This is a genomic window from Caulobacter endophyticus (assembly GCF_003116815.1).
GTDB classification, from domain to species: Bacteria; Pseudomonadota; Alphaproteobacteria; order Caulobacterales; family Caulobacteraceae; genus Caulobacter; species Caulobacter endophyticus.
Genome location: NZ_QDKQ01000014.1, coordinates 75,266 through 100,391 on the forward strand (window position 1 = coordinate 75,266; position 25,126 = coordinate 100,391).

Annotated in this window: 24 protein-coding genes; 9 read left to right on the forward strand and 15 right to left on the reverse strand. The window is 69.7% G+C overall.

All coding sequences use genetic code 11. The features are described from left to right. Positions 1 to 4: 4 nt before the first annotated feature. From DDF67_RS26315 to DDF67_RS02380, 5 genes are all read right to left on the reverse strand, one after another. Positions 5 to 895 (reverse strand): exonuclease domain-containing protein, encoded by an 891-nt coding sequence (locus tag DDF67_RS26315; RefSeq protein ID WP_146197933.1) that lies wholly within the window; start codon positions 893 to 895, stop codon positions 5 to 7. Further along, positions 871 to 3,219 carry an NAD-dependent DNA ligase LigA gene (gene ligA / locus DDF67_RS02365; protein WP_109099359.1) on the reverse strand — a complete coding sequence of 783 codons (2,349 nt, stop codon included), beginning with the start codon at positions 3,217 to 3,219 and terminating at the stop codon, positions 871 to 873. Before ligA ends, DDF67_RS26315 begins: the two co-directional genes overlap by 25 nt. Before the next feature lie 178 nt (positions 3,220 to 3,397). Beyond that, positions 3,398 to 4,387, reverse strand: coding sequence for a DUF2891 domain-containing protein (locus DDF67_RS02370; protein WP_109099360.1), 990 nt, complete (start codon positions 4,385 to 4,387; stop codon positions 3,398 to 3,400). After that, a complete protein-coding gene (locus tag DDF67_RS02375) occupies positions 4,368 to 5,321 on the reverse strand; it encodes a DUF979 domain-containing protein (protein WP_109099361.1) in 954 nt (317 codons plus the stop codon). The genes DDF67_RS02370 and DDF67_RS02375 overlap by 20 nt, the downstream gene beginning before the upstream one ends. After that, positions 5,318 to 6,001: a DUF969 domain-containing protein gene (locus DDF67_RS02380; RefSeq protein WP_109099362.1), complete on the reverse strand. Its 684-nt coding sequence runs from the start codon at positions 5,999 to 6,001 to the stop codon at positions 5,318 to 5,320. The genes DDF67_RS02375 and DDF67_RS02380 overlap by 4 nt, the downstream gene beginning before the upstream one ends. 151 nt (positions 6,002 to 6,152) lie before the next feature. Between DDF67_RS02380 and DDF67_RS02385 the strand changes: the two genes are divergently transcribed. From DDF67_RS02385 to DDF67_RS02400, 4 genes are all read left to right on the forward strand, one after another. Beyond that, positions 6,153 to 6,929, forward strand: a complete 777-nt coding sequence (locus DDF67_RS02385; RefSeq protein ID WP_109099363.1) for a class II aldolase/adducin family protein — start codon at positions 6,153 to 6,155, stop codon at positions 6,927 to 6,929. 174 nt (positions 6,930 to 7,103) lie between these two features. Further along, entirely contained in the window at positions 7,104 to 8,228 is a 1,125-nt protein-coding gene (locus DDF67_RS02390; RefSeq protein ID WP_109099364.1) for an efflux RND transporter periplasmic adaptor subunit, read from the forward strand. Then, complete coding sequence (locus DDF67_RS02395) at positions 8,228 to 11,374, forward strand: efflux RND transporter permease subunit (RefSeq protein WP_109099365.1); 3,147 nt, start codon at positions 8,228 to 8,230, stop codon at positions 11,372 to 11,374. The genes DDF67_RS02390 and DDF67_RS02395 overlap by 1 nt, the downstream gene beginning before the upstream one ends. Before the next feature lie 14 nt (positions 11,375 to 11,388). After that, a complete protein-coding gene (locus DDF67_RS02400) occupies positions 11,389 to 13,743 on the forward strand; it encodes a transketolase (RefSeq protein ID WP_109099366.1) in 2,355 nt (784 codons plus the stop codon). A 174-nt stretch (positions 13,744 to 13,917) separates the two neighbouring features. On the opposite strand, the gene DDF67_RS02405 is transcribed toward DDF67_RS02400, so the two are convergent. Genes DDF67_RS02405 through DDF67_RS02415 form a run of 3 tightly spaced genes read right to left on the reverse strand, consistent with a single transcriptional unit; the run spans position 13,918 to position 15,181 of the window. Next, positions 13,918 to 14,280, reverse strand: a complete 363-nt coding sequence (locus tag DDF67_RS02405) for a nuclear transport factor 2 family protein (RefSeq protein ID WP_109099367.1) — start codon at positions 14,278 to 14,280, stop codon at positions 13,918 to 13,920. 2 nt (positions 14,281 to 14,282) lie between these two features. After that, positions 14,283 to 14,645 (reverse strand): nuclear transport factor 2 family protein, encoded by a 363-nt coding sequence (locus DDF67_RS02410; protein ID WP_109099368.1) that lies wholly within the window; start codon positions 14,643 to 14,645, stop codon positions 14,283 to 14,285. Next, a complete protein-coding gene (locus DDF67_RS02415) occupies positions 14,642 to 15,181 on the reverse strand; it encodes a c-type cytochrome (protein ID WP_109099369.1) in 540 nt (179 codons plus the stop codon). The genes DDF67_RS02410 and DDF67_RS02415 overlap by 4 nt, the downstream gene beginning before the upstream one ends. A 288-nt stretch (positions 15,182 to 15,469) precedes the next feature. Here DDF67_RS02415 and DDF67_RS02420 point away from each other — a divergent pair, with 288 nt between their 5' ends. Both DDF67_RS02420 and DDF67_RS02425 read left to right on the forward strand, forming a co-directional pair. Beyond that, positions 15,470 to 15,961 (forward strand): GcrA family cell cycle regulator, encoded by a 492-nt coding sequence (locus DDF67_RS02420; protein ID WP_109099370.1) that lies wholly within the window; start codon positions 15,470 to 15,472, stop codon positions 15,959 to 15,961. 37 nt (positions 15,962 to 15,998) lie between these two features. Beyond that, positions 15,999 to 16,199: a hypothetical protein gene (locus DDF67_RS02425; RefSeq protein ID WP_058350547.1), complete on the forward strand. Its 201-nt coding sequence runs from the start codon at positions 15,999 to 16,001 to the stop codon at positions 16,197 to 16,199. Between the two features lie 177 nt (positions 16,200 to 16,376). Here DDF67_RS02425 and DDF67_RS02430 read toward each other — a convergent pair whose 3' ends face one another. Beyond that, complete coding sequence (locus tag DDF67_RS02430; RefSeq protein ID WP_109099371.1) at positions 16,377 to 17,003, reverse strand: alpha/beta hydrolase; 627 nt, start codon at positions 17,001 to 17,003, stop codon at positions 16,377 to 16,379. A gap of 220 nt (positions 17,004 to 17,223) precedes the next feature. On the opposite strand from DDF67_RS02430, the gene egtB reads away from it, so the two are divergent. Further along, on the forward strand, positions 17,224 to 19,383 hold the full coding sequence (gene egtB / locus DDF67_RS02435; RefSeq protein WP_109099372.1) for an ergothioneine biosynthesis protein EgtB: 2,160 nt from the start codon (positions 17,224 to 17,226) through the stop codon (positions 19,381 to 19,383). 158 nt (positions 19,384 to 19,541) lie between these two features. Here egtB and DDF67_RS02440 read toward each other — a convergent pair whose 3' ends face one another. Both DDF67_RS02440 and DDF67_RS25670 read right to left on the reverse strand, forming a co-directional pair. Then, complete coding sequence (locus DDF67_RS02440) at positions 19,542 to 19,751, reverse strand: KGG domain-containing protein (protein WP_058350544.1); 210 nt, start codon at positions 19,749 to 19,751, stop codon at positions 19,542 to 19,544. A gap of 9 nt (positions 19,752 to 19,760) precedes the next feature. Continuing rightward, positions 19,761 to 19,928, reverse strand: a complete 168-nt coding sequence (locus tag DDF67_RS25670; protein WP_199229121.1) for a hypothetical protein — start codon at positions 19,926 to 19,928, stop codon at positions 19,761 to 19,763. Between the two features lie 251 nt (positions 19,929 to 20,179). Here DDF67_RS25670 and DDF67_RS02445 point away from each other — a divergent pair, with 251 nt between their 5' ends. Then, a complete protein-coding gene (locus DDF67_RS02445; RefSeq protein WP_233247509.1) occupies positions 20,180 to 20,719 on the forward strand; it encodes a DUF1345 domain-containing protein in 540 nt (179 codons plus the stop codon). Positions 20,720 to 20,725: 6 nt separating this feature from the next. Here DDF67_RS02445 and DDF67_RS02450 read toward each other — a convergent pair whose 3' ends face one another. The 3 genes from DDF67_RS02450 to DDF67_RS02460 form a co-directional block, all read right to left on the reverse strand. Beyond that, positions 20,726 to 21,508, reverse strand: a complete 783-nt coding sequence (locus tag DDF67_RS02450) for an EF-hand domain-containing protein (protein ID WP_109099374.1) — start codon at positions 21,506 to 21,508, stop codon at positions 20,726 to 20,728. 91 nt (positions 21,509 to 21,599) lie between these two features. Beyond that, complete coding sequence (locus DDF67_RS02455; RefSeq protein WP_109099375.1) at positions 21,600 to 23,075, reverse strand: ATP-binding protein; 1,476 nt, start codon at positions 23,073 to 23,075, stop codon at positions 21,600 to 21,602. Beyond that, positions 23,072 to 23,839 (reverse strand): response regulator, encoded by a 768-nt coding sequence (locus DDF67_RS02460; RefSeq protein WP_101711996.1) that lies wholly within the window; start codon positions 23,837 to 23,839, stop codon positions 23,072 to 23,074. The genes DDF67_RS02455 and DDF67_RS02460 overlap by 4 nt, the downstream gene beginning before the upstream one ends. A 104-nt stretch (positions 23,840 to 23,943) precedes the next feature. Between DDF67_RS02460 and DDF67_RS02465 the strand changes: the two genes are divergently transcribed. After that, positions 23,944 to 24,384: an EF-hand domain-containing protein gene (locus tag DDF67_RS02465; RefSeq protein ID WP_109099376.1), complete on the forward strand. Its 441-nt coding sequence runs from the start codon at positions 23,944 to 23,946 to the stop codon at positions 24,382 to 24,384. Between the two features lie 7 nt (positions 24,385 to 24,391). Here the strand turns inward: DDF67_RS02465 and DDF67_RS02470 are convergent, their stop codons facing one another. Then, complete coding sequence (locus DDF67_RS02470; protein WP_109099377.1) at positions 24,392 to 25,102, reverse strand: MBL fold metallo-hydrolase; 711 nt, start codon at positions 25,100 to 25,102, stop codon at positions 24,392 to 24,394. Positions 25,103 to 25,126: the final 24 nt, after the last annotated feature.

Sequence of the window (25,126 nt, forward strand, 5' to 3'; positions counted from 1 at the left end):
TTCCCTAGCTGACCAGAGCCAGCCAGGCCTCTTCATCCATGATCTGCAAGCCGCGCTCGCGGGCCGTTCGCAGCTTTGCGCCGGCGCCGGGGCCGGCGACGACTAGGTCAGTGGTCTTGGTCACCGACAGGACGACCCGCGCGCCCATGGCGGCGGCCAGGTCCTGAGCGTCTGGGCGGCTCATCATGTCGAGCTGGCCAGTGAAGACTACCGTGCGACCGGCCAGACGGCGCTCGGCGCCCGGCGGCAGGACCGGACGCGGCGGCGGCGGGGTCTTTCTGGACAGGGAGCGGCTTTGCGACGGCGCGTAGGCGTTGCGGCTCAGCCGGCCGAGGTTGAGGCCGATCCGTCCCGGCAGGTCGTGGACTCCGGCTGCGCCCGTCAGGCCGGCGGCCGCCAGGGCGACCTGGCCGCAGGCATAGGCGTCGCCGGCCGCGTCGTGATGCTTGAAGCTGACGCCCAGATGCCGGCCGACCACGTTCAGCTTGTGCGAGGGCAGGTTCGGCCAGACGCTGCGCGCGACCTGCACGGTGCACATGTAGTCGAAGGCCGGCGGGGCGATCCCGTAGTGCTCGCAGGTGCGGCGGATGACGCTGATGTCGAACGAGGCGTTGTGGGCCAGCACCAGTGCGCCGTCCAAGTCGCCCCGCAGGCGGTCGAGCACGGCCGGGAACTCGTCGGCGTCGCGCACGTGGTTCGGGCCGATGCCGTGGAAGGCGATGTTGAACGGCGCGAAGCGCATGTCCCACGGCCGGATGTAGTGGTGGTCGACGCGGGCGACCGCGCCGTCCTCGATCCACGCCAGACCGATCGAGCAGGGGCTCGACCGGGTCTCGTTGGCCGTCTCGAAATCGATGGCGACGACCTTCATCAGCCGGCGACCAGGGCCAGCCACTCGTCCTCGGTCATCACCTGGATGCCGAGGTCCTGGGCGGTCTTCAGCTTGGAGCCCGCGCCGGGGCCGGCGACCACCAGATGGGTCTTCTTGGACACCGAGGAGGCGACCTTGGCGCCCAGCGACTCTGCCTGAGCCTTGGCTTCGTCGCGGGTCATCTTCTCCAGCGAGCCGGTGAAGACCACGGTCTTGCCGGCCACAGCGGTGTCGGTCTTGGGCTTGGCCACGGCCTGGACGTCGAGCTGGGCCAGCAGGTTCTCGACCTTCTGGCGGTTGTGCGCCTCGGCGAAGAAGCGGGCCAGCGACTGGGCGGCGACCGGGCCGACGCCGTCGACGGCGGCCAGGTGCAGATAGTCCTCGCCCGGCGCGCCCTTGGCGGCCTCGGCAAGGCCCTGCGCGAAGGCGTCCCAGGTTCCGTAGCGCTGGGCCAGGGCGGCGCGGGCCGGCTTGGTCAGCTTGGGGACGACCTGGCCGATCTTCAGCTCCAGGTCTTCCGACTGCGGCCACGGATCGGCGGGCACGCCTGCGCGGCCGGCCTCGACGAGGAGATCGAGCGCCTTGGGGCCGACGCCGGCGGCGGTCGACAGCTCCAGATAGGTCGCGCCGGGCAGGCCCCCGGCGGCGGCTTCGGACGCGGCCTGCAGGTCGGCGAACGTATCGAAGTGGCGGGCCAGCACGGTCGAGGTGGTCTCGCCGATATCCCGGGCGCCCAGGGCGTAGATCATCCGGTCCAGGCCGATGGTGCGGCGGGCCTCGATGCCGGCGACCAGGTTCTTGACCGAGGTCTCGCCGTAACCGTCGCGTTCGCGCAAGGTCGCCAGCTTCTCCTCGTCCTTGGCCAGGGCGAAGATATCGGCAGGTTCCTTGATCCAGCCCTCGTCGAAGAAGGCCTGGAGCTGTTTTTCGCCCAGGCCCTCGATGTCGAAGGCGCGGCGGGAGACGAAGTGGCGCAGGTGCTCGACGCGCTGGAACGGGCAGGCGAACTCGCCGGTGCAGCGGCGAACGACCGACTCCACGCCGTTGGCGTTGATTTCCTGGGTCAGGGCCGTCTTCAGCGGGCATTCGCAGACATGCGGGAATTCGTAGGGGGCGGCGTCTTCGGGGCGGGCGTCGAGGTCGACCTCGACGATCTGCGGGATCACGTCGCCGGCGCGCTGGAGGACGACGGTGTCGCCGATGCGGGCGTCGAGGCGGGCGATCTCGTCGGCGTTGTGCAGGGTGGCGTTGGTCACCGAGACGCCGCCGACGGTGACGGGCTTGAGGCGTGCGACGGGCGTGTGGGCGCCGGTGCGGCCGACCTGGATGTCGATGGCCTCCAGGATCGTCTTGGCGCGCTGGGCCGGGAACTTGCGGGCGATGGCCCAGCGGGGCGAGCGCGAGACGAAGCCCAGGCGGCGCTGCCGCTCCAGGTCGTCGACCTTGTAGACGACGCCGTCGATGTCGAACGCCAGCTGCGGGCGCAGGGTCTCGAAGCGGGCGTAGATGTCGAGCAGGCCTTGCGCGCCTTCGACCCGCTCGGCCGGCGGGGCGGTGGTGACGAAGCCCCATTCCTTCAGCTTGCCCAGCGCTTCGGACTGGCTGGCGGCGAACGGCTCAGACACCAGGCCCCAGGCGTAGCCGAAGAAGCGCAAGGGCCGCGTGGCGCTGATCTTGGGATCGATCTGGCGCAGCGAGCCGGCGGCGAAGTTGCGCGGGTTGGCGTAGGTGCGCTGGCCGGCTTCCTCGGCGGTCTGGTTGAAGGCGGCGAAGGCTTCGAGCTCGACATAGACCTCGCCGCGGACCTCGATCACGTCCGGCCAGCCCGAGCCCTTCAGGCGGTGGGGGATGTCGGCGATGGTCTTGAGGTTGGCCGTCACGTCCTCGCCGACGCGGCCGTCGCCGCGCGTGGCGCCTTGCACCAGCACGCCCTTCTCGTAGCGCAGCGAAGCCGACAGGCCGTCGATCTTGGGCTCGGCCATGTAGAAGACCGGCTCGTCGGCGCCCAGGCGCAGGAAGCGGCGGATGCGGGCGTCGAACTCCTCGGCCTCGTCGTTGGAGAAGGCGTTGTCGAGGCTGAGCATCGGCACGCCGTGCTCGACCGGCGAGAACTGGGCCGAGCGGGCGGCGCCGACCTTCAGCGACGGCGAGTTCTCGCGGACCAGGTGCGGAAAGCGCGCCTCGATCTCGGCGTTGCGGCGCTTGAGTTCGTCGTACTCCGCGTCGCTGACCGTCGGCGCGTCGTCCTGATAGTAGCGCAGGTCATGGCCGGCCATCTCGTCGGCGAGACGTTCCAGCTCCTCGACAGCTTGGGCTTCGGTGAGGTCGGCGACTGGGATCAGGGGCACGGGCAGGCGAATCCGGTTGCGGTCGGCGGAGCACAGTAAACGAACCTCCCCCTTTGGGGGAGGCGATCGCGCAGCGATCGGTGGGGGGAGTTGGCGCGAAATCGGCCGGTGCCCCTGAGGCTGAAAAGGGCCCCCCACCGGCCTTCGGCCGCCTCCCCCACGGGGGGAGGTCCCTTGATCAGGTTTCCAGCAACGCCAGCAGGGCGAAGCTCGCCAGCCAGTGCTCGCCCATGTAGTCGCCGGTGACGTGGGGCAGGGCGGTGGCAAGGTGCAGGTCGGCGGCCTCCAGGGCTACGGCGGCGACAGCCAGGGGCGCGTCCTTGGCCACGGCGCGCCAGCACCAGGCGCGAGACAGCGACAGACCGTCGAGGTGGGCGATCTTGCCGTCGGTGCGGTCGCTGACCTTGGGCGGGGCGAACAGCGTGGCCGGCTGGCGCTCGGCCAAGTCTGGCAAGAAGGCGGCGAACCATTCCGCGAAGCCCTCCGGCTGGAGCCGGCGCATGGCCAGGGCCTCGATCAGGGCCGGGGACAGGAAGTCGTCGCCCGACGGCTCCCAGGCCTGGCAGGCGCGGTCATGGCCGTACCAGGCGGTGGCCTTGGCCGCGAGCAGGGCGCGGAACTCGGCGTCTCCAGCTGCGTCGGCGTAGTCGGCGGCCAGGGCCAGGGCGAAGGCGGTGTTGGAATGCACGCCGGCCCGGATCGGATAGTCGGCGATCGGCAGGAAGGCGCGGTAGCGGGCGACGAAGGCGTCGGCCAGGGGCTGCATCGTCGCGGCCCAGGGCGCGTCGTGGGCCAGCAGCTCGGCCTGCAGCTTCAGCAGCCAGGCCCAGCCATAGGGGCGCTCGAAGCCGCGGCTTTCGGGGCGGGCGAGATAGCCGGCCTCGGCGGCGACCTTTTCGGCCGTGAAGGCGTCGTCGAACAGGGCGCGGATCTCGGCGGCCTCGGCCATCTGGGGATGCAGGCGCAGCAGGGTGGCCAGGGTCCAGTAGCCGTGGACGCACGAGTGCCAGTCGAAGCTGCCGAAGAAGATCGGGTGCAGGGCGCGCGGGCCTTGGGCGTCGGCGTCGCCGGCCATCACGTGGTCGAGCTTGTTGGGATACTCGCGGGCGACGTGGCCCAGGGCGGCCCGGGCGAAGCGGGCGGCGGTCTCAGCGGAAGGCGAGGGCATACATCAGGACCATGTTGATCAGCAGCATCAGCACCGCCGTCGGCGCCTGGGCCTGGATGACGGCGTAACGGTTCTTCAGCTGCAGCAGGGCGGCGGGAACGAGGTTGAAGTTGGCGGCCAGCGGGGTCAGCAGGGTGCCACAGAAGCCCGACAGCATGCCGATGGCGCAGACCACGGCCGGGTCGCCGCCGAAGCGGCCGATCACCAGCGGCAGGCCGATGCCGGCGGTCATCACCGGGAAGGCGGCGAAGGCGTTGCCCATCATCACCGTGAAGAGCGCCATCCCGAGGCAGTAGGCGACGACGACCGCCAGGCGGCTGTCGACCGGGGTGATCGCCAGGGTGATGTCGCCGATCGTCTGGCCTACGCCCGCCAGGGCGAAGACAGCGCCCAGGGCGGCCAGCATCTGGGGCAGCATGGCGGCCCAGCCGACGAGATCGATCAGGCGGCGGCCCTCCTGCAGCGGCGAGGCGGCGGGCTGGCCGAACAGGCGCTGGGCCAGGACGGCGGCCACGATGGCGGCCAGGGCCAGCGAGACCAGGGTGGCCTGCTTGGGATCCACCACATGCTGGCCGTTCCAGGTCAGGGCCTTGAAGGCGAAGGCGCCGGCCAGCACGATGACCGGGATCAGCAGGGCGGGCAGGAAAAGCTTGAGGCCGAAGCGCTGCGCCAGATCGGCGCGCTCCTCGCCGCTGGTGGTCTTGGGTTGGCCGACGCCCAGGCGGCCCGTGCCGGCCAGCAGGGCCAGGGCGACGACGAGGAAGCCATTGCCGAGGTCGCCGAGATGGTCGCCGAACAGGAAGCTGATCGCGAACAGGCCCCAGAAGGCGGCGTTGCCGAAGCGCTTGGGGTTGGCCTTGTCGCCGGCGCTCATCACCGCGAAGGCGGTGAACATGCAGCCGACAAGCAGGTAGACGAGCGGCAGGCCGATCATGCCGTCGCCTCGGGTCTGGGCGCGCGGCGCTTCGAGAGCTTGCGATCGAACAGCAGCAGGCGCGCGCCGTGCACGAGAAAGGCGGCGATCGCCGTGGGGATGGCCCAGACCGACAGGTGCAGCGGCTCCACGATCAGGCCGTTCTGGTCCAGGAAGCCGACGATCAGCAGGATCGAGCCGATGGCCATGAAGATGTCCTCGCCGAAGAAGACGCCGACATTGTCGGTGGCCGCGCTCATGGCCTTGACCTCGTCGCGGGTGGTCTCGTCGAGCTCGGCCTGGTTCTCGGCGGCGGCCTCGGACATCGGGGCGACGAGGGGCCGGACGGTCTGGGCGTGGCCGGCGATCGAGATCAGGCCCAGCGCCGCGGTCAACTGGCGGGCCAGCAGGTAGGCGACCAGGATCCGCCCGGCGGTGGCGGCCGTCATGGCCCGGATCGCGGTGCGGGCGCGCTCCTGCAGGCCCGATCGCTCAAGCACGCCGATGGCCGGCAGGATCACCCAGACGATGCTGACATAGCGGTTCTGGTTGAAGGCCTTGCCGAAGGCGGCCAGCACTTCCAGCGGGCCAAGGCCGGCGGCCAGGCCCGAGGCCATGGCGGCGCAGACCACCACCAGCAGCGGATTGAACCTCAGCGCGAAGCCGAGGACGATCACGCCCACGCCGATCAAGGGCAACATACGGCAGATCCCCCGTCTTCGAATCCGCCAGGACCGTCCGACGGCGAAAGGGCTCTGGCAAGTACGATCCCATCTAACGACGGTCGCTTGACGGCGGCGCCCGTCGGCGCGACGCTCAACTCAACAACGATAACTTACGGGAGCAAGCGTCATGGCCGACGGAACCGGCGCGATCGCCGCATCGATCAAGGATCAGGTCAGCGAGGCCGAATGGCAGGCTCGCGTCGACCTGGCGGCCCTCTATCGCCTGGTCGCCCTGCACGGCTGGGACGACATGATCTTCACCCATATCTCGGCCCGGATTCCGGGCCCCGAGCACCATTTCCTGATCAATCCGTACGGCATGTTCTTCGGCGAGATGACCGCCTCGTGCCTGGTAAAGATCGATCTGGACGGCAACGTCATCGACAAGACGCCGTACTTCATCAATCCGGCGGGCTTCACGATCCACTCGGCCATCCACGCCGCCCGCGAGGACGCCCAGTTCGTGATGCACCTGCATACCGACCAGGGCGTGGCCGTGGCCGCCCACGCCGAGGGCCTGCTGCCGCTGAGCCAGCAGGCGCTGATCGTCACCCCGCAGCTGGCCTATCACGATTACGAGGGCATCGCCCTGAACCTCGACGAGCGCGAACGGCTGGTGGCCGACCTCGGCGACAAGCGGCTGATGCTGCTGCGCAACCATGGCACCCTGGCCGTCGGCCGCACGGCGGCCGAATGCTGGCTCGGGATGTTCTTCCTGGAGCGGGCCTGCGCCCAGCAGGTGATGGCCTTGAGCGCAGGACGCGATCACGTGCTGCTCGCTCCGGAGGCAGCCCAGGCCGAGGTTCGCAGCCAGACCGGCATGGGGCTGGGCATGATCGCGGGCCTGGCCTGGCCCGGCTGCCTGCGCCAGCTGGACCGCCAGTCCCCGGGCTACACGGACTAGAGACGCAAGGCCAAGCTTGGCGACCGACGTTACGTCAAGCCAAGTGCTTGCAACTGTTTCAAAGTTGAAATGTCACGTAATTCTAGTGTCACTAGACGCAGGTCTAGGGTGGGGTCATATGTCGCCCCAACCTAGACCTTAAGGGCGCCGGTTCAACGGCGCCGGAGCGTATTTGTGATCCGCAGGCACTTCTTCCTCATCGCGGCCGGAGTCGCCTTGATCCTGATGATCCTGGCCGGCGGAGCCAAGCTGCTGCTCGGCGGCAAGGCCGAAGGGCAGGGCGGTCCAGGCGGCCGCGCCACGGCCGTGTCACAGGTCGCCGTGGCCCAGCGTGCCTTCACCGACCGCATCGAAGTGCTGGGCGTGGCCAAGGGCCGCCAGTCGGTGACCATCACCTCCAACACCACCGAGCTGATCACCGCCGTCCACTTCACCGACGGCCAGCTGGTCTCGCGCGGCCAGGTCCTGGTCACGCTGAAGGACGACCAGGAAACCGCCGACATCGCCCAGGCCCAGGCCAATCTGGACCAGGCCAAGCGCAACTACGACCGCTGGAAGACCCTGGCCGACAAGGGCATCGCCCCGCGCGCCACGGCCGAGCAGAACCTGGCCGCCTACGAGAGCGCCAAGGCGGCCCTGGCCTCGGCCAAGGCCCAGCGCCTGGACCGCGTGATCCGCGCGCCGTTCGCCGGCCGCGTCGGCATCTCCGACGTCGCCCCCGGCACGCTGATCGCACCGGGCGGGGCCATCGTCAGCCTGGACGACGCCTCGGTGGTGCGCGTCGACTTCGCGGTGCCCGACCGCTATCTCGCCACCCTGCGCGACGGCCTGCCGATCAAGGCCAGCCCCGACGCGCTGCCGGGCGAGACCTTCCAGGGCCAGATCGCCCAGATCGACACCCGCATCGATGCGGCCACCCGCGCCATCAAGGCCCGCGCCGAGTTTCCCAATCCGGGCGGCCGCCTGAAGCCGGGCATGCTGGTCAAGGTCGCCATCGACCAGGGCGTGCGCCAGGGCCTGGCCGTGCCGGAAGCGGCCGTTCAGTTCGAAGGCCAGCAGGCCTCGGTGTTCCTCGTCGCCAAGGGCGACAAGGGCCAGGTCGCCCGCCGCACCAACATCACCACCGGCCTGACGGCCGACGGCTTCGTCGAGATCCGTTCGGGCCTGAAGGCCGGTGACGTCGTGGTGGCCGACGGCCTCAACCGCGTGCAGGACGGCGGCGCGGTGCGCGACGTGGCCAAGCCGGCCGGCGGCCCGGGCGGTCAAGGCGGCAAGCCCCAAGACCGTAAGGCGGGCTGATGCTTTCTGACATCTCCGTCCGCCGCCCGGTATTCGCCGCCGTCGCGGCGATCATCCTGTGCGTTATCGGCCTGGCGGCCTTCGGCTCGCTGCCGATCCGCGAGCTGCCCAACGTCGACCCGCCGGTGGTGTCGATCTCGACCGTCTATCGCGGCGCCTCGGCCGAGGTCATCGAGGAGCGCATCACCCAGGTGATCGAGCGCCAGGTCTCCGGCATTCAGGGCATCGACCGCGTCAACAGCTCCTCGCGCGACGGCCGCTCGCAGATCAGCATCACCTTCCGCCTGGACCGCGACCTGGACGCCGCCGCCAACGACGTGCGCGACGCCGTCAGCCGGGTGTCGGCCAACCTGCCCGACCAGGCCGACCCGCCGCAGATCGCCAAGGCCAACGCCGACGCCTCGCCGATCATCATCCTGAACCTGACCTCGACCACTCTGGATCCGCTGGAGCTGGCCGACTACGCCGACCGCTATCTGGTCGAGCGGATGTCGACCATCGACGGCGTGGCTCAGGCCAACCTGTTCGGGGCCAAGATCTACGCCATGCGCATCTGGCTGAACGCCGACGCCATGGCCGCCCGGGGCGTCACCGTCAGCGACGTCGAGGACGCGCTGAACGCCCAGAACCTGGAACTGCCGGCCGGTTCGCTGGAAAGCAACGCCAAGGACTTCACCATCCGCGTGGCCCGCGCCTATGCGACGCCGGCCGACTTCGCCCGCCTGCCGATCCGGGCTGCAGACGGCGCCGGCTTCGTGCTGCGCCTGTCGGACGTGGCCCGCATCGAGGAAGGGCCGGACGAGCGCCGGCGCCTGTTCCGCGGCAACGGCGTCGACCAGGTCGGCATCGGCCTGACCCGTCAGTCGCAGGCCAACGACGTCGCCATCTCCGAGGCCGTCCGCAAGGAGGTCGAGGTCATCAACCAGACCCTGCCGCCCGGCACCAAGCTGGTGGTGGCCGTGGACAACTCGGTGTTCACCGCCGAGGCGATCCACGAGGTCTGGATCACCATGGGCATGTCCGTGGGCCTGGTGGCGCTGGTCAACCTGATCTTCCTGGGCAGTTGGCGCTCGGCGCTGATCCCCTCGATCGTCGCGCCGATCTGCATCCTGTCGACCTTTATCGTCCTGGCCCCGCTGGGCTTCTCGCTGAACCTCTTGACCCTGCTGGCCCTGGTGCTGGCCGTCGGCCTGGTGGTCGACGACGCCATCGTCGTGGTCGAGAACATCCAGCGCCGGGTGGACGAGGGCGAGCCGGCCCTGATCGCCGCCCAGCGCGGCTCGCGCCAGGTGTTCTTCGCCGTCGTCGCGACCACCATCGTGCTGATCTCGGTGTTCGCGCCGCTGATGTTCCTGCCCGGCTATATCGGCCGCCTCTTTGTCGAGCTGGCCGTGGCCATCGCCGCCGCCGTGGCCTTCTCGGCCGTGCTGGCGCTCAGCCTGTCGCCGATGATGGCCTCCAAGCTGCTCAAGCCCGCGCATGGCGGGGGCTGGTTCAACAAGCGCATGGACTGGGCGATGGACCGGCTGAAGGAGAGCTACCGCGCCTCGCTCGAAGGCCTGCTGGGCGTCCGCGCCGCCAGCTTCGCCGCCGGCGGGGCGGTGATCCTGCTGGCCGGCTTCGCCGCGCTGCTGTTCGTCAGCTTGCCCAAGGAGCTGGTGCCGGCCGAGGACCGCGGCCGCGTCGACATCCAGATCAGCGCCCCGGAAGGCGCCGGCTTCGACTACACCTCGGCCATCGGCGCCAAGATCGAGAAGATCATGGCTCGCTATCGCGAGGACGGCATCGCCGAGCGCACCATCCTGACCATCCCGCGCTTCGGCCAGAGCCAGTTCAACTCGGGCAACGGCGTGGTGGTGCTGAAGGGCTGGGGCGAGCGCGACAAGACCGCCGACGACGTGGCGGCCGAGCTCAACAAGGACCTCTCCAAGATCACCGGCGTGCGCGCCGTGGCCAGCGTTCGCGGCGCCTTCCAGCGCGGCGGGGGCGGTGGCGGTGGTGGCGGCACCAATGTCGACATGATCGCCGTCGGCAACGACTACGTGCAGCTGTCCAATTGGCTGAAGCCGATCCTGGCCGCCGCCCAGGAAAACCCGGGCTTCTCGCGCCCGCGCATCGACTACGAGCCGACCGCGCCGCGCCTGTCGGTGCAGATCGATCTCGACAAGGCCGCCAGCCTCGGCGTCTCGGCCCAGGCCGTGGGCCGGGCGCTGGAGACCATGTTCGGTTCGCGCCAGGCGACGACCTACATCAAGAACGGCCAGGAATACGACGTCATCCTGCAGACCGAGCTCGACCAGCGCCGCAGCGTGGCCGATCTCGACAAGCTGCAGGTGCGCACCAACGCCGGCGGCCTGGTGCCGCTGTCGACGGTGGTCAAGACCGAGCTGCGGGGCGACACCCCCGATCGCCCGCGCGTCGACCGCCTGCGCTCGGTGACCCTGACCACCCAGCTCTCGCCCGGCTACACGGTCGAGGATGCGGTCAGCTTCTTCCAGGCCCAGGCTGCGCAGCACCCGACGCCCGGCGTCAGCATCAAGTGGGGCGGCCAGGCCAAGGACTATCTGGAAGGCTCGGGCGGGATCGCCATCGCCTTCGGCCTGGCCCTGCTGCTGGTGTTCCTGGTGCTGGCCGCGCAGTTCGAAAGCTGGATCCACCCGGCGGTGATCATGCTGACCGTGCCGCTGGCGGTGCTGGGCGGGCTGTTCGGCCTGGTCATGGCCGGCTCGACCATCAACACCTACAGCCAGATCGGCCTGATCATCCTGATAGGCATCGCCGCCAAGAACGGCATCCTGATCGTCGAGTTCGCCAACCAGCTGCGCGACGAAGGCCTGAAGGTCACCGAGGCGGTGATCGAGGCGGCGGCCCTGCGCCTGCGTCCGATCATCATGACCTCGATCGCCACCGCCATGGGCGCCCTGCCGCTGCTTCTGTGGACAGGGGCGGGGGCGGGAAGCCGCCAGACGATCGGGGCCGTGATCTTCTTCGGCGCGATCGTGGCGACCCTGCTAACGCTGTTCATCGTTCCGGTGTTCTACAACCTGCTCGCACGCTTCACGAAATCTCCGGAGTGGACGGCGCGGCAGATCGAGGATTATGAAGCGCGCGAAAAGGCGGGCGAGGGGCATACCTCACCCGTATAAACGGGTGAGGAAGCATGGCTGACGGGTCTCTGACGGCCAAGCGGCAGGAAATCGCGCTGCTGCGGCGTCTCGAGGAACGCATTCTCTGGCTGGCGTCGTGGACGATCCACAACGCCAACCACCGTCGCGAAAGCCGCGACGGGCTGAAGGTGGGCGGGCACCAGGCCTCATGCGCCTCGATGACCACCCTGATGACGGCGCTCTACATGAAGGCGCTGCGGCCGCAGGACCGGGTGGCGGTCAAGCCGCACGCCAGCCCCGTCTTCCACGCCATCCAGCACCTGTTCGGCCGCCAGAGCCTGGACAAGCTGAAGGCCTTCCGCGCCCTGGGCGGCGCGCAGTCCTATCCCTCGCGGACCAAGGACGTGGACGACGTCGACTTCTCGACCGGCTCGGTGGGCCTGGGCGTGGCGGTCACGGCCTTCGCCTCGCTGGCCCAGGACTATCTGGCCGCGCGCGGCTCGGTGAAGCCCGAGGCCATGGGGCGGATGATCTCGCTGCTGGGCGACGCCGAGCTGGACGAGGGCAACATCTACGAAGCCCTGATCGAGGCCTGCAAGCACGACCTGCGCAACACCTGGTGGATCGTCGACTACAACCGCCAGAGCCTGGACGCGACGACCAAGGACCGGATGTTCACCCGCTATGGCGAGATCTTCGAGGCCGCCGGCTGGACCGTCGAGACCCTGAAGTGGTCCAAGCGCCAGCGCGAGGCCTTCGAGCGACCGGGCGGTGCGGCGCTGAAGGCCTGGATCGAGACCGCGCCCAACGACCTCTATTCGGCCCTGACCTATCAGGGCGGGGCGGCCTGGCGCGAGCGGCTGACCGCCGACCTGGCGGGCGAGCCTGACGCCCTGGCGCTGGTCGGCGCCTACAAGGACGTCGACCTGGGCGAACTGATGACCGAGCTGGGCGGCCACTGCCTGGAGACGATCCTGGAGGCCTTCGAGCGGGCTTCGCGTGACGATGCGCCCCGGTTCTTCATCGCCTACACCGTCAAGGGCCTGCGGCTGCCGTTCCAGGGTCACAAGGACAACCACGCGGGCCTGATGAACCCCACCCAGATCGCCGAGCTGCGCGAGCGCCTGGGCGTGGTCGAGGGCGAGGAGTGGGATGCGCTGTCGGGTTTGTCATCGGCCGAGCGCACGGCGCTGAAGGGCCTGGTGGCCCGCGCGCCCTTCGCGATCGCCAACGATCGCAACTACACGGCGGCGACCGTGGCGACGCCGACGCAGGACGAGCTCCTGGCGGCGGTGGCAGGCGGCGGCGACCAGTCGACCCAGGCCGCCTTCGGCAAGGTCATGTTCGACATCGCCGCCCGCAAGGACGAGTTCGCCGGCCGCGTGGTGACGACCTCGCCGGACGTCACGGTCTCGACCAATCTCGGCGGCTTCGTTAACCGGCGCGGCGTGTTCCATCGCCGCGCCCATGAGGACGTCTTCAAGCGCCGCCGCATCCCCTCTGCCCAGGTGTGGTCGATGGGGGAGACGGGGCAGCACGTCGAACTGGGCATCGCCGAGAACAACCTGTTCATCGCCCTGGCCGCCATGGGGCTGACCGCCCCGTTGTTCGGCGAGCGCCTGTTCCCGGTCGGCACGCTGTACGATCCCTTCATCGCTCGCGGTCTCGATGCCCTGAACTACGCCTGCTACCAGGACGCCCGGTTCCTGCTGGTGGCGACGCCCTCGGGTCTGACCCTGGCCCCCGAAGGCGGGGCGCACCAGTCGATCGGCTCGCCCCTCATCGGCATGAGCCAGCCGGGGCTGGACAGTTACGAGCCAGCCTTCGCCGACGAGACGGCGGTGCTGATGGCCCACGCCTTCGACCGCATCCAGGCCGCCGACGGCTGCTCGACCTATCTGCGACTGTCGACCCGCGCCATCGCCCAGCCGGAGCGCTCTGACCAGGCCTGGAAGACCGGCGTGGTCGAGGGCGCCTACTGGCTGAAGCCGCCGGCCCCGGACGCGCGGCTGGCCATCGTCTGCAGCGGGGCCCTGGCCCCCGAGGCGCTGGAGGCCCACGCGGCCCTGCTGGAGGACGAACCGGGCGCGGGTCTGCTGGCCGTCACCTCGGCCGACGTGCTGCACCGCGACTGGACCGCGGCAGGCCGTTCGCGCTGGACGGAAGGCGCCAGGCGGACCTCGACGGTGGAGCGGTTGCTGGCCGACCTGCCGCGCGAGGCGGGGCTGGTGACCCTGGTCGATGGCGCGCCGGCGACGCTGTCGTGGCTAGGCTCGGTGCACGGCCATCGCCTGCGGGCGCTGGGGCTGGAGACCTTCGGCCAGTCGGGTGACCTGCCGGATCTCTACGCGAAGTACCGGCTGGACGCCGACGCCGTGCTGGACGCCTGCGCGGACCTGCTGGCTTAGGCCGTCGTCAAAAACAATTCGTCATCCCGGAAAGCCCGAAGGGCTTATCCGGGACCTAGGGGGACAGGGCGCGGTGACGGGGTTCTGTAGTCGCCTTGCGGCGGCCCCTGGGTCCCGGCTCTTCGCGCTGCGCGCTACGGCCGGGAGGACGACGAAGGGGCGTGAGGGCCGGGGTCAGCGCGTCCCCGGATCCGGCTGCGGATCTATCCCGACGATCAGGTCGTCGCGGATCAGGTAGGCGATGACGGCGAGGTTCTGGGACCACAGGCGGCCGTCGGGGCGGCGCAGGGCGATCTCGACATCGGCGTGGACCCAGCCGTCGGTCTGGCGGCGCACGCGCATCAGGCTGATATCGACGCCGGCCATGGCGAACTGGCGCTCGAAATAGCCGCGGGCGGCCTCGATGCCGACGATCTGGCCGCCTTCCAGCACGTCGGCGAAGGCGATGTCGGGGTGAAGCTGGGCGACCACCGTCTCGAGGTCGCGCCGACGCGTCGCATCGAAGTGCCGGGTCAGCAACACTTCAGCCTTCGCCATCGTTACGCCTCGTCCAAACGCTCGACTATATCCATGCGCGACACGCGCTCGCCTTGGAACGTGTAGATATGTCGCACGCAGCTGTCGGACCAGAGGCGGCCCTCAAGGTTATGCACCGTCTGGTTCGTGGAAACCGACACCCGTCCGTCGTCCAGCGTGGTGAACTCCAGGGGCGCGGCCTCGACCCGGACCATGCCGTCGCGCCGCGCCCATAAGGCCCGCATCGCCTCGACCCCCACGAGCCGGCCGCCGGCGATCTGGTCTGGCCAGTCGACGGCGGGATCCAGCTCGGCTGCGAAGGCGTCGAAATCGCCCTTGTTGTAGGCGTCGTAGAGCCGGGTCAGGAGGGCGATGCGAGGGGTCATTTGGATGTCGGTGCGGGGGCTGTCGCCGCTGAGGGCTCGGGCTTGTAACCGGTCTCGACCTTCAGATAGGCGATCAAGTCGATCCGGTCCTTGGGGTTGGACAGGCCCGCGAAGGTCATCTTGGTGCCTGGCAGGAAGGTGCGCGGATTGTCGAGCCAGTGGTCCAGGTGCTCGGCGTCCCACGTGAAGCCGGCGTTCTTGACGGCGTCCGAATAGGCGTACTTCGGATGGGTCCCGGCCTTGCGGCCGAACACGCCGTAAAGGTTCGGGCCGGTCATGTTGGGGCCGCCCTGCGCGATGGTGTGGCACGAGCGGCAGAGGGCGAACTTGCTCTGGCCGTTCAGCAGGTCGCCGGTGTTGTAGGGGGCGGGGAGGGCGGCCAGCGCTGCGGCCTTCTCGGCCGGGGTCGGCGGTGGGGCGGCGGGCGGCGCGGGGGCGCCCGAGCCGGAGGTTTCGCCGCCCTTCGAGCAGGCGGTCATGGTCAGGCCGAAGCACAGGCAGAGCGTCGCGGCGGCGACGGCGGAAAGGGTACGCATCACAATCCCCGTAGGCGTTATGTCGCAAGGCTTGCGACGCCGCGCCGCATTCAAATCCAAGCCGGTTTCTGACCCGTGAATTCATCGCGGAACGACGTTATTCGGTCAAGGTCTTGCCGCAGTTCAAAAGGGCTCCCTGCGACATCGTCTGCTATCTAGCGAGATTCACTAGAAAAATGTGATTTCGAGAACCGTGGGTATGCACGGAAGAATTTGACCGCCGTTAACCATGATTCTACCGAAGAAGGGCGGGGGCTGATCCCGCACCCTTAAGAAGCGGAAACCGTCATGGACTGGAACGAGGAACGTACCGCCACGCTCAGGAAGTTGTGGCTCGAAGGGTTGAGCGCCAGCCAGGTGGCGCGCCAGCTGGGCGGCGTCAGCCGCAGCGCCGTCATCGGCAAGATCCACCGCCTGGGCATCACCGTCCGCGAAACCCCGGTGCGCCAGCGCGCCGTCACCGTCCGGGTGTCGCGCCAGGCCCCGCGGGCCCGCACCAACGCACCGGCCCAGGCCCGTCCGGCCATGCGCGCCCAGGCCGCGGTGATGGAGGAGCTGACCCCGACCGCCAGCATCCTCGACCTGTCGATGCACTCGTGCCGCTGGCCGATCGGCAATCCGGACGCCGGCGATTTCGGCTTCTGCGGCCGCGAGACGACCAGCAAGCGCGCCTCGTACTGCCCCGACCACACCCAGGGCGCCTTCCGCCGCTTCCAGAGCTCGGCCGACATCGACGCCTGGACCCGCCAGAGCCTGCCCCAGGAACGTCGCGTCCTCTGACGCGCCCTCAAGCCCTCTCAGAGAGAGAGACACCCCCATGATCCTCATCGAGAACGCCGCCGGCAGCAGCCAGGTGATCACGATCATCCAGGAATTCGCGGGCCACTCGGTCTCGCGCGACCTGCAGCCGGGCGACGCCGCCCGCATCCCGGTCGGCCAGTTCAAGTCGATCGTCGTGCGCGAGACCTATCCGGAAGACTGGATGAGCCGCGTACGTAGCCGCCAGGCCGCCGCCTGAGGCCTGATCCGAGGTTTGATCTTCGCGGAACAGCGCGCTCGCCCATAAGGAGGCTGGAGCAAAGCGCTGAGGATCGCGAAGCCGAACTTGGCAAAGTACGTCTAGACAGTCCGCGTAAAGAACGACCCCCGCGAACCCGGTTCGCGGGGGTCGTCTTTTGTCAGGCCAGAAGCGGGTTCAGGGCTGGGGCGAAGCGTTGGCCGTGACCCGGATCAACTCGTTCAGCAGGGTGCGGCCGCGCGGCCAGGCGCCGTGGCCGGAGTCGACGTTGATGTGGCCCGCCCGGCCAAGGTCGACGAAGCGCGAGCCCCAGCCGCGGGCGAAGGCCTCGGCCCGCTCGATGGCGACGTAGGGATCGTCGCGGCTGGCCACCACCAATGTGGGGAAGGGCAGGCGCGGGCGGGGGATCGGCGAGAAGCCGATCAGCAGACGGCCGGCGGGGCCCTCGCGATTGACGTCGGCCGGAGCCACCAGCAGGGCGCCGCGCACGCCCCGGCCGCCGGTCACCTGGGCCAGGTGGCAGACCAGCGCGCAGCCCAGGCTGTGGGCCACCAGGATCGCGCCGGGGCGGCTGCGCACGGCCTCGGCAAGGCTGATGGTCCAGTCGCCCAGGGTGGGCCGCTCCCAGTCGACCTGGTCGACGCGCTCGGCATTGGGCAGGGCGCGCTCCCAGTGGCTCTGCCAGTGATCGGGACCGGAGTTGTAGAGGCCGGGCACGATCAGGATCGGCGGATCGTCGGCCGGCGCGGACGGCGCGCCGAACGGACGCGATGGCGTGGGTTCGGGCGGAGAGGCGAAAGACATCGCTGAACTCTTCAAGACAGGCCGCGCGAAGCGGATTTACCTGCTTGTCGCTCCCGCAAGGCGGGAGAATCAAATCAGATCAATTCGATAGGAATTGAGAACTGCTGATGACACCATGCTGGCAGCAGGCCGACTTGCCGCTCTCCCGGGGAACGCCCAAGCTCCCGGTCCGTTTTGCACAGCGGCCGGCGCGCGCGGCCCGTAAGCGCCAGGAGCGTCCATGAGCCCCGACGACAATCTGGTCCTGACCTCCGCCGCCGAGGCGGTCGACACGCCGCTTTTCCGCTATCGCGCCGTGCGCGCGCGCACCGAGACGCTGGCCGCGCCGCTGTCTCCCGAGGACCAGGCGGCCCAGTCGATGCCCGACGCCAGCCCGGCCAAGTGGCACCGGGGCCATACGACCTGGTTTTTCGAGACCTTCCTGCTGGCGCCGTACCTGCCGGGCTACAAGCCCTATGACCAGGCCTTCGGCTATATCTTCAATTCCTATTACGAGGCCCTGGGACCGCGTCAGCCGCGCCCGCAGCGCGGCCTGCTGACCCGGCCCTCCTGCGCCGAGGTCGGGGCCTATCGCCGGCATGTGGACGCGGCCATGGCCCGGCTGCTGTCGGGCGCGCTGTCGCCGGAAATCCTGGAGCGGCTGGAGCTGGGCCTGGCCCACGAGGAGCAGCACCAGGAACTGCTGCTGATGGACATCCAGCACCTGTTCGCCCAGTCACCGCTGTCGCCGGCCTATCGCGAGCGCCCCGATCCGCGGCGCGCGGCCGCTTCGGCCCTGGAGTTCATCGGCTTCGAGGGCGGTGTCGAGACGATCGGCGCCGAGGCGGGCGGTTTCGCCTTCGACAACGAGCGGCCGCTTCATCGGGTGTTCCTGGAGCCCTTCCGCCTGGCCGACCGCCTGACCACCAACGGCGAGTGGCTGGGCTTCATCGAGGATGGCGGCTACGAGCGGGCCGAGTTCTGGCTGTCGGACGGCTGGACGATGGCGCAGGAGCAGGGCTGGTCCTCACCGCTCTACTGGCGCCAGGACGAGGACGGCGCCTGGAGCGAGTTCGGCCTCTCTGGCCTGCGCCCGCTGGATCTCGCCGCGCCTGTCGCACACGTCAGCTACTACGAGGCCTGCGCTTTTGCGACCTGGGCCGGGGCGCGCCTGCCCACCGAGGCCGAATGGGAAGTCGCCGCGCGCTCGGGCAGGGGCTTCAAGCAGATGTCGGGCGAGGCCTGGCAGTGGACGGCCAGCGCCTATGCGCCTTATCCCGGTTTCCGGGCCGGGGCCGGGGCGCTGGGCGAGTACAACGGCAAGTTCATGGTCAACCAGATGGTTCTGCGCGGCGGGGCGGCCGGCACGCCGCCGGGCCATGCGCGGGCCAGCTATCGTAACTTCTTCCACCCCGACCAGCGCTGGATGTTCTCGGGCGTGCGCCTTGCGCGCGACGGCGCGGGCGGACGCGAGCGGACCATGGACGCGGGATTTCGTGACGACGTGCTGGCCGGCCTGACCGCCAGCCCCAAGAGCCTGTCCAGCAAGTACTTCTACGACGCCGAGGGTTCGCGGCTGTTCGAGGAGATCACGGTGCTGCCGGAATACTATCCGACCCGCACCGAGACGGCGCTGCTGCGCCGCATAGCGCCCGAGATCGCCGCGCGCATCCCCGAGGGCGCGGCGATGATCGAGTTCGGCAGCGGGGCCAGCACCAAGACCCGCATCGTGCTCGACTCCGCGCCGCAGCTGGCGGTCTATGCGCCGATGGATATCAGCGCCTCGGCCCTGGAGGCGGCCGCCGAAGCCATCCGCGCCGACTATCCGAAACTGACAGTGGCGCCGGCCGTGGGCGACTTCACCCATCCGCTGGGCCTGCCGGCGGCGGCGCGAGGACGGCCTGCGGTCGGCTTCTTCCCCGGCTCGACGATCGGCAACTTCCCGACGGACGAGGCGATCGCCTTCCTGGCGGCGGCGCGCGAGCTTCTGGGACCAGGTGCTCTGTTCGTGGTGGGGGCCGATATCGCCAAGAGCGAGGATGTGCTGGTTCCCGCCTATGACGACGCGGCCGGCGTGACGGCGGCGTTCAACAAGAACCTGCTGGTGCGCATCAACCGCGAGCTGGACGGGACCTTCGACCTGGAAGCCTTCGCTCACCGGGCGGTGTGGAACGCGGTCGAGAGCCGGATCGAGATGCATCTGGTCAGCCTGCGTGACCAGGTCGTCAAGATCGCCGGCGAGCCGATCGCCTTCGCGGCCGGCGAGACGATCCATACGGAGAATTCCTACAAGTACGACCCGGACGCCTTCGCCGCGATGGCGGAGAAGGCCGGATGGCGCGTCGAGACGCGCTGGATCAGCGAGACGCCGGCGTTCGGCGTCTTCGCGCTTCGCTCCTGAATATCGCTCCGGAAGCGGAAAGAAGAAGTCGCGGCCGGCCGCTGGACGGCGGACAGCCCAAGAGCCCGGATCGGCAAACCGATCCGGGCTCTAAAATCCTGATACGTGCGCCACCACCGTTGGCTGTGTCGCCCGTCCCCCCCTCGGCCGCGGCATTCCTAAAGGTCGCGAGCGCCGAGGCGGCCGCCGCCACGCGACGAGGAACCGCCCTTGCGGCCAGCGTTGGCGGCGAGGTCGCGGTCCTTGGCGAAGCTGCGCTTCTCGCTGGGGACGCTGGCGCCGCCCTTGCGAGCTATCTCGCGGCGGCGTTCCGGATCCATGGCGGCGAAGCCTCGGCGGCCGCGGGGCCGTTCGCTGTCGAGGTCCATGTCTTGCTCCTAATCGGGACTGGTAACGGGAGGGAACGGGGCCGAAGCGGCGCCATAGGGTCGATCGTCGCCCGGCTGCACAGGGGGCGGCTCAAGCGGGACTTCGTCGGGCGTCGAGCCCGGCGGATCGTCCGGCGTTTGCGGCTCCAGCGGAGGCGGGGCGTCGGGGTCGGTCATGGCGTCGTTCCAGTGTTCCGGTGAAGTAACCGGTGAAGCCCGGTTCGGTTTCACGTGTCGGGCGAGACAAATGCAGCGTTAAGGACGATTGTCTGGGGAAAAGGCAGGCTGAGAGCGATGCGCAAAAGCACCGGTGCTGTTGGTAAATTCTTATTAATTACAAGGCATTGGCGGCTGCTGGCGGGGGCGCTGGCAGGGCTTTTGCATGGTTTTTCGCCCGCCAGATAAATCTGCCCGAAAGCACGCATATTTTGATCGGCTGGGACGTCGGCGCCGCGATCTACGCCGTTTTGCTGTGGCGCCTGTTCCTCACCACCGATGAGGCGGCCCTTCGCGCCAAGGCCGCGGCCGAGGACGAGGGGCGCTCGCTGATCCTGCTGATCGTACTGTCGGCCATCGCCGCCAGCCTGGCTGCGGTGGTGGCGGCGATGATCGGCGCGCGCTCGCAGGCGGCTTTCGTCAAGAACCTGACGGCGGCCTGCGCGGGGGTGACCCTGGTGCTGTCGTGGATCGTGCTGCACTCGGTGTTCGTGCTGCACTACGCCCACCGCCATTTCGGCGCCGGGGCGGGGAAGGGCGGCTTCGGCTTTCCCGGTGAGCCGGCCCGCACCTACAAGGACTTCATCTACCTGGCCTTCAGCATCGGGGCGACCTTCCAGGTCTCCGACAATGACGTGCGCACCGGGGCGTTGCGCAACCTGGTCACCGCCCACGCGGTCACGGCCTATTTCTACAACACCGCGATCCTGGCGCTGGGCATCAACATCATCGCCGGCGTGGTGGCGGGGTGAAAAGCCTCAGCGTGGCGGGCGACGGCCGCCCTTGCCGCGCCGGCCGCCTTCGCGAGGCTCGTCCTCGCCGGTCAGCATGCGCTGCATCCGGGTCTGGGGCAGTTCGTCCAGGATCAGGCGGCCGTCGCCGTCCTTGTCGAGCAGCCTGAAGCGGGCGTTGGCCGCACGGGTCGCCTCGTCGCGGGTGACGCGACGATTGAAATCGGCGTCGGCGCCCATCACCGGCTGGGGCTCGGCCAGCAGCGCGTAGGGCGTAGCGCCCAGCAGCATGTTGCCAAGGCCGCCGTCGCGGCGTCGGCGCGGCCCGTCGCCGTCTCCGCCGTCGGGACCGCCGCCGGACGGCTGGGCCTGTTGCGGCATGGCCGAGGCCTGGACGATCTCGGGCGCGATGTTGCGCTCGTAGGCCGAGACCTCGAAGCCGTCGAGGACGCCCGACTTGTCGGCGTCCAGCTTGTCGAAGAAGCGCAGGGAGTCGGCGAGGAACTCCTCGCGGGTCAGCACGCCATCGTGGTCGGCGTCGGCGCCGGCGAACCACAGGGCCACCGGGTAGGGCTGGCCGGCGTCGGCGCGGAACGGCTCGCCCGCCGGGCTGATGAACACCTGCTTGCCGCCGCCCATGCGCGGACCGCCAGGGCCGCCTTCGCCCGGAGACCAACCGCCGCGCAAACCGGGACGGCCGCTCGGTCCGCCCGGACCGCGACCGCCCGGTCCATCCGGCGGGGCATGGCCGCAGGCGGCGAGGCTGAGGGCGGCGAGGGCCAGGAAGGGCAGGGCGGCGCGTGCGGTCATGGGATGGGGCTCCTTGCCATCGCTTGAAGCGCCGCCGCGTTGCGCGGTTATGTCGTCACGGCCGCGCTTGATTGCGCGGCCGCAACAAGCCTCAGGCCGGCAGGGTTACGCGGGCCCGCAGGCCGCCTTCGGGGCGGTTCAGCAGCGTCACGTCGCCGCCATGGGCGCGGGCCAGAGAACGGACGACCGCCAGGCCCAGGCCGATGCCGCCGGTCTCGCGATTGCGCGACGGCTCGCCCCGGAAGAACGGCTCGAACACGCGGTCCAGCTCGGACGAGGGCACGCCTGGGCCGTTGTCGTCGATCTCGAGGACCGCGCCGCCGGTCTGGCGATAGACCCGGCCGCGCGCGGCCCCGCCGTATTTCAGTGCGTTCTCGACCAGGTTGGTGACCAGGCGCTTCAGCGCGATCGGGTCGCCCTCGATAACGATCTTGTCGCTTTCCTCGGCCGTGGCGTCGCCGCCGGTTTCGGCCGCCTCGTCCATGACGCTTTCCAGCAGCGAGGCGAGCTCCAGCTTCGTGCGTTCGGCCGGGCGGCTGGTGTCGCGCACGAAGGCCAGGGTGGCCGAGATCATCGCCTCCATCTGGTCGATGTCGCTTTCCAGCTTGGCTCGGACGTCGTCGGGCGTGGTCTCGATGCGGAACCGCAGGCGGGTGAGGGGCGTGCGCAGGTCGTGGGCCACCGCGCCGATCATGGCGGTGCGGTCCTCGACGTAGCGGCGCAGGCGCTCCTGCATCTCGTTGAAGGCGTTGGCGGCGGCGGCCACCTCGGCCGAGCCCGACAGGCTGAGCGGCGGGGCGCGCGGATCGCGTCCCAGGCGTTCGGCGGCGGCGGCGAAAGCGGTGATCGGACCGGCCAGGCGCCGGGCGAACAGCCAGGCCAGCGGCGACACGGCGACGACCGACAGCGCCAGGATCAACAGGATCCGCACCTGCCAGGTATCGCGCAGGAGGGTGAACTTGGGCTCGACCACCAGCCAGCGGCCGTCGGACTGGCGAATGCCCAGCTGGAAGTCGCCGAACAGAAAGGGCTCGTCGCGCATCACCGCGGCGATGCGGTCGGCGGCAGTGATCGCGACAGGCGGCGGAGGCGGCGGTCCGCCAGGCGCGCCCGGACCGTTCAGGGCGCCAGGACCTCCAGGACCTCCAGGGCCGCCAGGGCGCGGGCCGCCGGGACCCGGAGGCGGCGGCGGACCCTTCTGGCGGGCGGTGCGAACGAAGAAGCGAGGGCCGTTCTCGGTGCGGATCGAGATCCGGTCGACGGGCACGTTCAGTTCGCGGCCGATGGCGGCCTTGAACTCGGCGCGGCGCTGGGAGTCCTCGCCGTCGGGCTTGACGGTGGCGCGGTGGCGGACGAGCAGCGGCCGGCCGTCGCGCGGATGCACGGTTTCGCCGCTCTTCAGCGCCCGGCTGATCTCGCTGAGCTTGTAGAGCTCTGGCGGAGGCGGCGGCACGTTGAACACGACCGCCACGCAGATCAGGATCGTTGCGACCAGTGTGACGAGCGCCAGTCCCAGGGCCTGGGCGAACAGGGGCGCGCCGCCGCGCCCCGGGACTGCGAACTTCATGGCGTGCGGGTGACCTTGGGCGTGAACATGTAGCCCTCGCTGCGGATCGTGCGGATCAGTTCGCCGCCGCCGCCGTCGTCCAGCTTGCGGCGCAGCCGGCTGATCTGGACGTCGATGGCGCGGTCGTAGGCGTCGCTGTCGCGGCCACGGGCCAGGTCGAGGAGCTGGTCGCGGGTCAGCACCCGCTGCGGGCGTTCGACGAAGGCGCGCAGCAGTGAGAACTCGCCGCTGGAGAGGTTGACCACCACCGACTGCGGCGAGCGCAGTTCGCGGCGGACGAGGTCGAGGCGCCAGCCGGCGAACTCGCAGGCCGCGCCCATGGTGTCGTCGCTGGAGCGCGGCTCGGTGCGGCGGCGCAGGACGGCGCGCACGCGGGCCAGCAGCTCGCGCGGATTGCACGGCTTGGGCAGATAGTCGTCGGCGCCCAGCTCGAGGCCGACGATCCGGTCGGTCTCCTCGCCCATGGCCGACAGCATGATGATGGCGGGGCCGTCCTGGGCGGCAAGACGGCGGCAGATGGCCAGGCCGTCTTCGCCCGGCAGCATGACGTCGAGCACCACCAAGTCGACCGGGCCCTTGGCCAGGGCCTGTTCCATAGTGCGCGCGTCCTGGGCCGTGTCGACGACATAGCCGTGGCGGACGAGGAAATCGGACACGACGTCGCGGATGCCCGGATCGTCATCGACGATCAGGATGCGGGCGCCGGCGCCCTTGGCGGTGTCCGCGACGGCGGCGGACGAGGCGGTGGTCGGGGAGGTCTCCATGCCGATGGTCCTTTCATGCCCCTGTCACCGTCAGATTTCACGCTTGCAACAGGCGCGCAACCTGATCGTGGCCCCCTAGCGTCAAATCGCCACGGAGCGTCTTCATGAACCGACTCGTTTCCGCCGTCCTTGGATTGTCGCTGCTGGGAGCCGCCGCGCATGCCCAGCCTGGCCCCGGCATGCGCGGCCCGGACGCCGATGGCGACGGCGTCGTCACCGCCGCCGAGTACGAGGCCTCGGCCCAGCAGCGCTTCGAGCGCATGGACGCCAACAAGGACGGCGTCATCGACGCGGCCGAGCTGGAGGCGATCAAGCAGCGCTTCGCCCAGCGCGAGGGGCAGGGCGGTCCGGGCGGTCCGGGCGGTGGCGGCTTCGGCGGCCGGATGCTGGCCCAGCTGGCCGCCCAGGATGCCGATAAGGACGGCAGGATCACCAAGGACGAGGCCCTGGCCGCCGCCCGCGCCCAGTTCTCGGCCGCCGACAAGGACGGCGACGGCAAGCTGACCGGCGACGAGTTCCGCATGGGACCGCCGCCGCGTCAGTAGGGGGGTCTCACCCCGGCGAGCGGTTCACCGGAGCCGTGTAGCCGGGGCCCTTCATCGCCGCCACGGCGCGGTCGCCGACGAAGGGGTTGCTGCGGCGCTCGGCGCCGAAGCTCGACATCGGGCCGTGGCCCGGCACGAAGCGGATGTCGTCGCCCAGCGGCCACAGCTTGCCGGTGATGGCGTCGATCAGGTCCTGGTGGTTGCCGCGCGGGAAGTCCGTTCGCCCGATCGAGCCCTGGAACAGCACGTCGCCGACCTGGGCGAACCTGGTCTCGCGGTGGAAGAACACCACGTGGCCCGGCGTGTGGCCCGGGCAGTGCAGGACCTCGAACTCCGTCTCGCCCAGGGTGACGACGTCGCCGTCCTCCAGCCAGCGATCGGGCACGAAGATGCGGGCCTCGGGCATGCCGTACATCTCGCCGCTCTCCTGGATGCGGTCGATCCAGAACTGGTCGTCCTTGTGCGGACCCTCGATCGGAACCCCGGTCTTGGCCTTCAGCTCGGCCGCGCCTCCGGCGTGGTCCATGTGGCCGTGGGTGATCCAGATCTTCTCCAGGGTCAGGCCCTGGTCCTTCAGCGCGCGCAGCAGGCGGTCGACCTCGCCGCCCGGATCGATGATCGCGGCCTTCCTGGTCTTGGAGCACCAGACGATCGTGCAGTTCTGCTGCAGCGGGGTGACCGGGGCGATGACGGCGCTGATGGGCGACGAAGTGGTCAAGGTGTCGGCTCCAAACGAAAACGG

Coding starts and splice junctions, on each gene's coding strand:
- DDF67_RS02370 (WP_109099360.1), bottom strand. CDS start 4,387: ATGCCCTCGCCTTCCGCTGAGACCGCCGCCCGCTTCGCCCGGGCCGCC.
- DDF67_RS02375 (WP_109099361.1), bottom strand. CDS start 5,321: ATGATCGGCCTGCCGCTCGTCTACCTGCTTGTCGGCTGCATGTTCACC.
- DDF67_RS02380 (WP_109099362.1), bottom strand. CDS start 6,001: ATGTTGCCCTTGATCGGCGTGGGCGTGATCGTCCTCGGCTTCGCGCTG.
- DDF67_RS02385 (WP_109099363.1), top strand. CDS start 6,153: ATGGCCGACGGAACCGGCGCGATCGCCGCATCGATCAAGGATCAGGTC.
- DDF67_RS02395 (WP_109099365.1), top strand. CDS start 8,228: ATGCTTTCTGACATCTCCGTCCGCCGCCCGGTATTCGCCGCCGTCGCG.
- DDF67_RS02400 (WP_109099366.1), top strand. CDS start 11,389: ATGGCTGACGGGTCTCTGACGGCCAAGCGGCAGGAAATCGCGCTGCTG.
- DDF67_RS02405 (WP_109099367.1), bottom strand. CDS start 14,280: ATGGCGAAGGCTGAAGTGTTGCTGACCCGGCACTTCGATGCGACGCGT.
- DDF67_RS02410 (WP_109099368.1), bottom strand. CDS start 14,645: ATGACCCCTCGCATCGCCCTCCTGACCCGGCTCTACGACGCCTACAAC.
- DDF67_RS02415 (WP_109099369.1), bottom strand. CDS start 15,181: ATGCGTACCCTTTCCGCCGTCGCCGCCGCGACGCTCTGCCTGTGCTTC.
- DDF67_RS02420 (WP_109099370.1), top strand. CDS start 15,470: ATGGACTGGAACGAGGAACGTACCGCCACGCTCAGGAAGTTGTGGCTC.
- DDF67_RS02425 (WP_058350547.1), top strand. CDS start 15,999: ATGATCCTCATCGAGAACGCCGCCGGCAGCAGCCAGGTGATCACGATC.
- DDF67_RS02430 (WP_109099371.1), bottom strand. CDS start 17,003: ATGTCTTTCGCCTCTCCGCCCGAACCCACGCCATCGCGTCCGTTCGGC.
- egtB (WP_109099372.1), top strand. CDS start 17,224: ATGAGCCCCGACGACAATCTGGTCCTGACCTCCGCCGCCGAGGCGGTC.
- DDF67_RS02440 (WP_058350544.1), bottom strand. CDS start 19,751: ATGGACCTCGACAGCGAACGGCCCCGCGGCCGCCGAGGCTTCGCCGCC.
- DDF67_RS25670 (WP_199229121.1), bottom strand. CDS start 19,928: ATGACCGACCCCGACGCCCCGCCTCCGCTGGAGCCGCAAACGCCGGAC.
- DDF67_RS02450 (WP_109099374.1), bottom strand. CDS start 21,508: ATGACCGCACGCGCCGCCCTGCCCTTCCTGGCCCTCGCCGCCCTCAGC.
- DDF67_RS02455 (WP_109099375.1), bottom strand. CDS start 23,075: ATGAAGTTCGCAGTCCCGGGGCGCGGCGGCGCGCCCCTGTTCGCCCAG.
- DDF67_RS02460 (WP_101711996.1), bottom strand. CDS start 23,839: ATGGAGACCTCCCCGACCACCGCCTCGTCCGCCGCCGTCGCGGACACC.
- DDF67_RS02465 (WP_109099376.1), top strand. CDS start 23,944: ATGAACCGACTCGTTTCCGCCGTCCTTGGATTGTCGCTGCTGGGAGCC.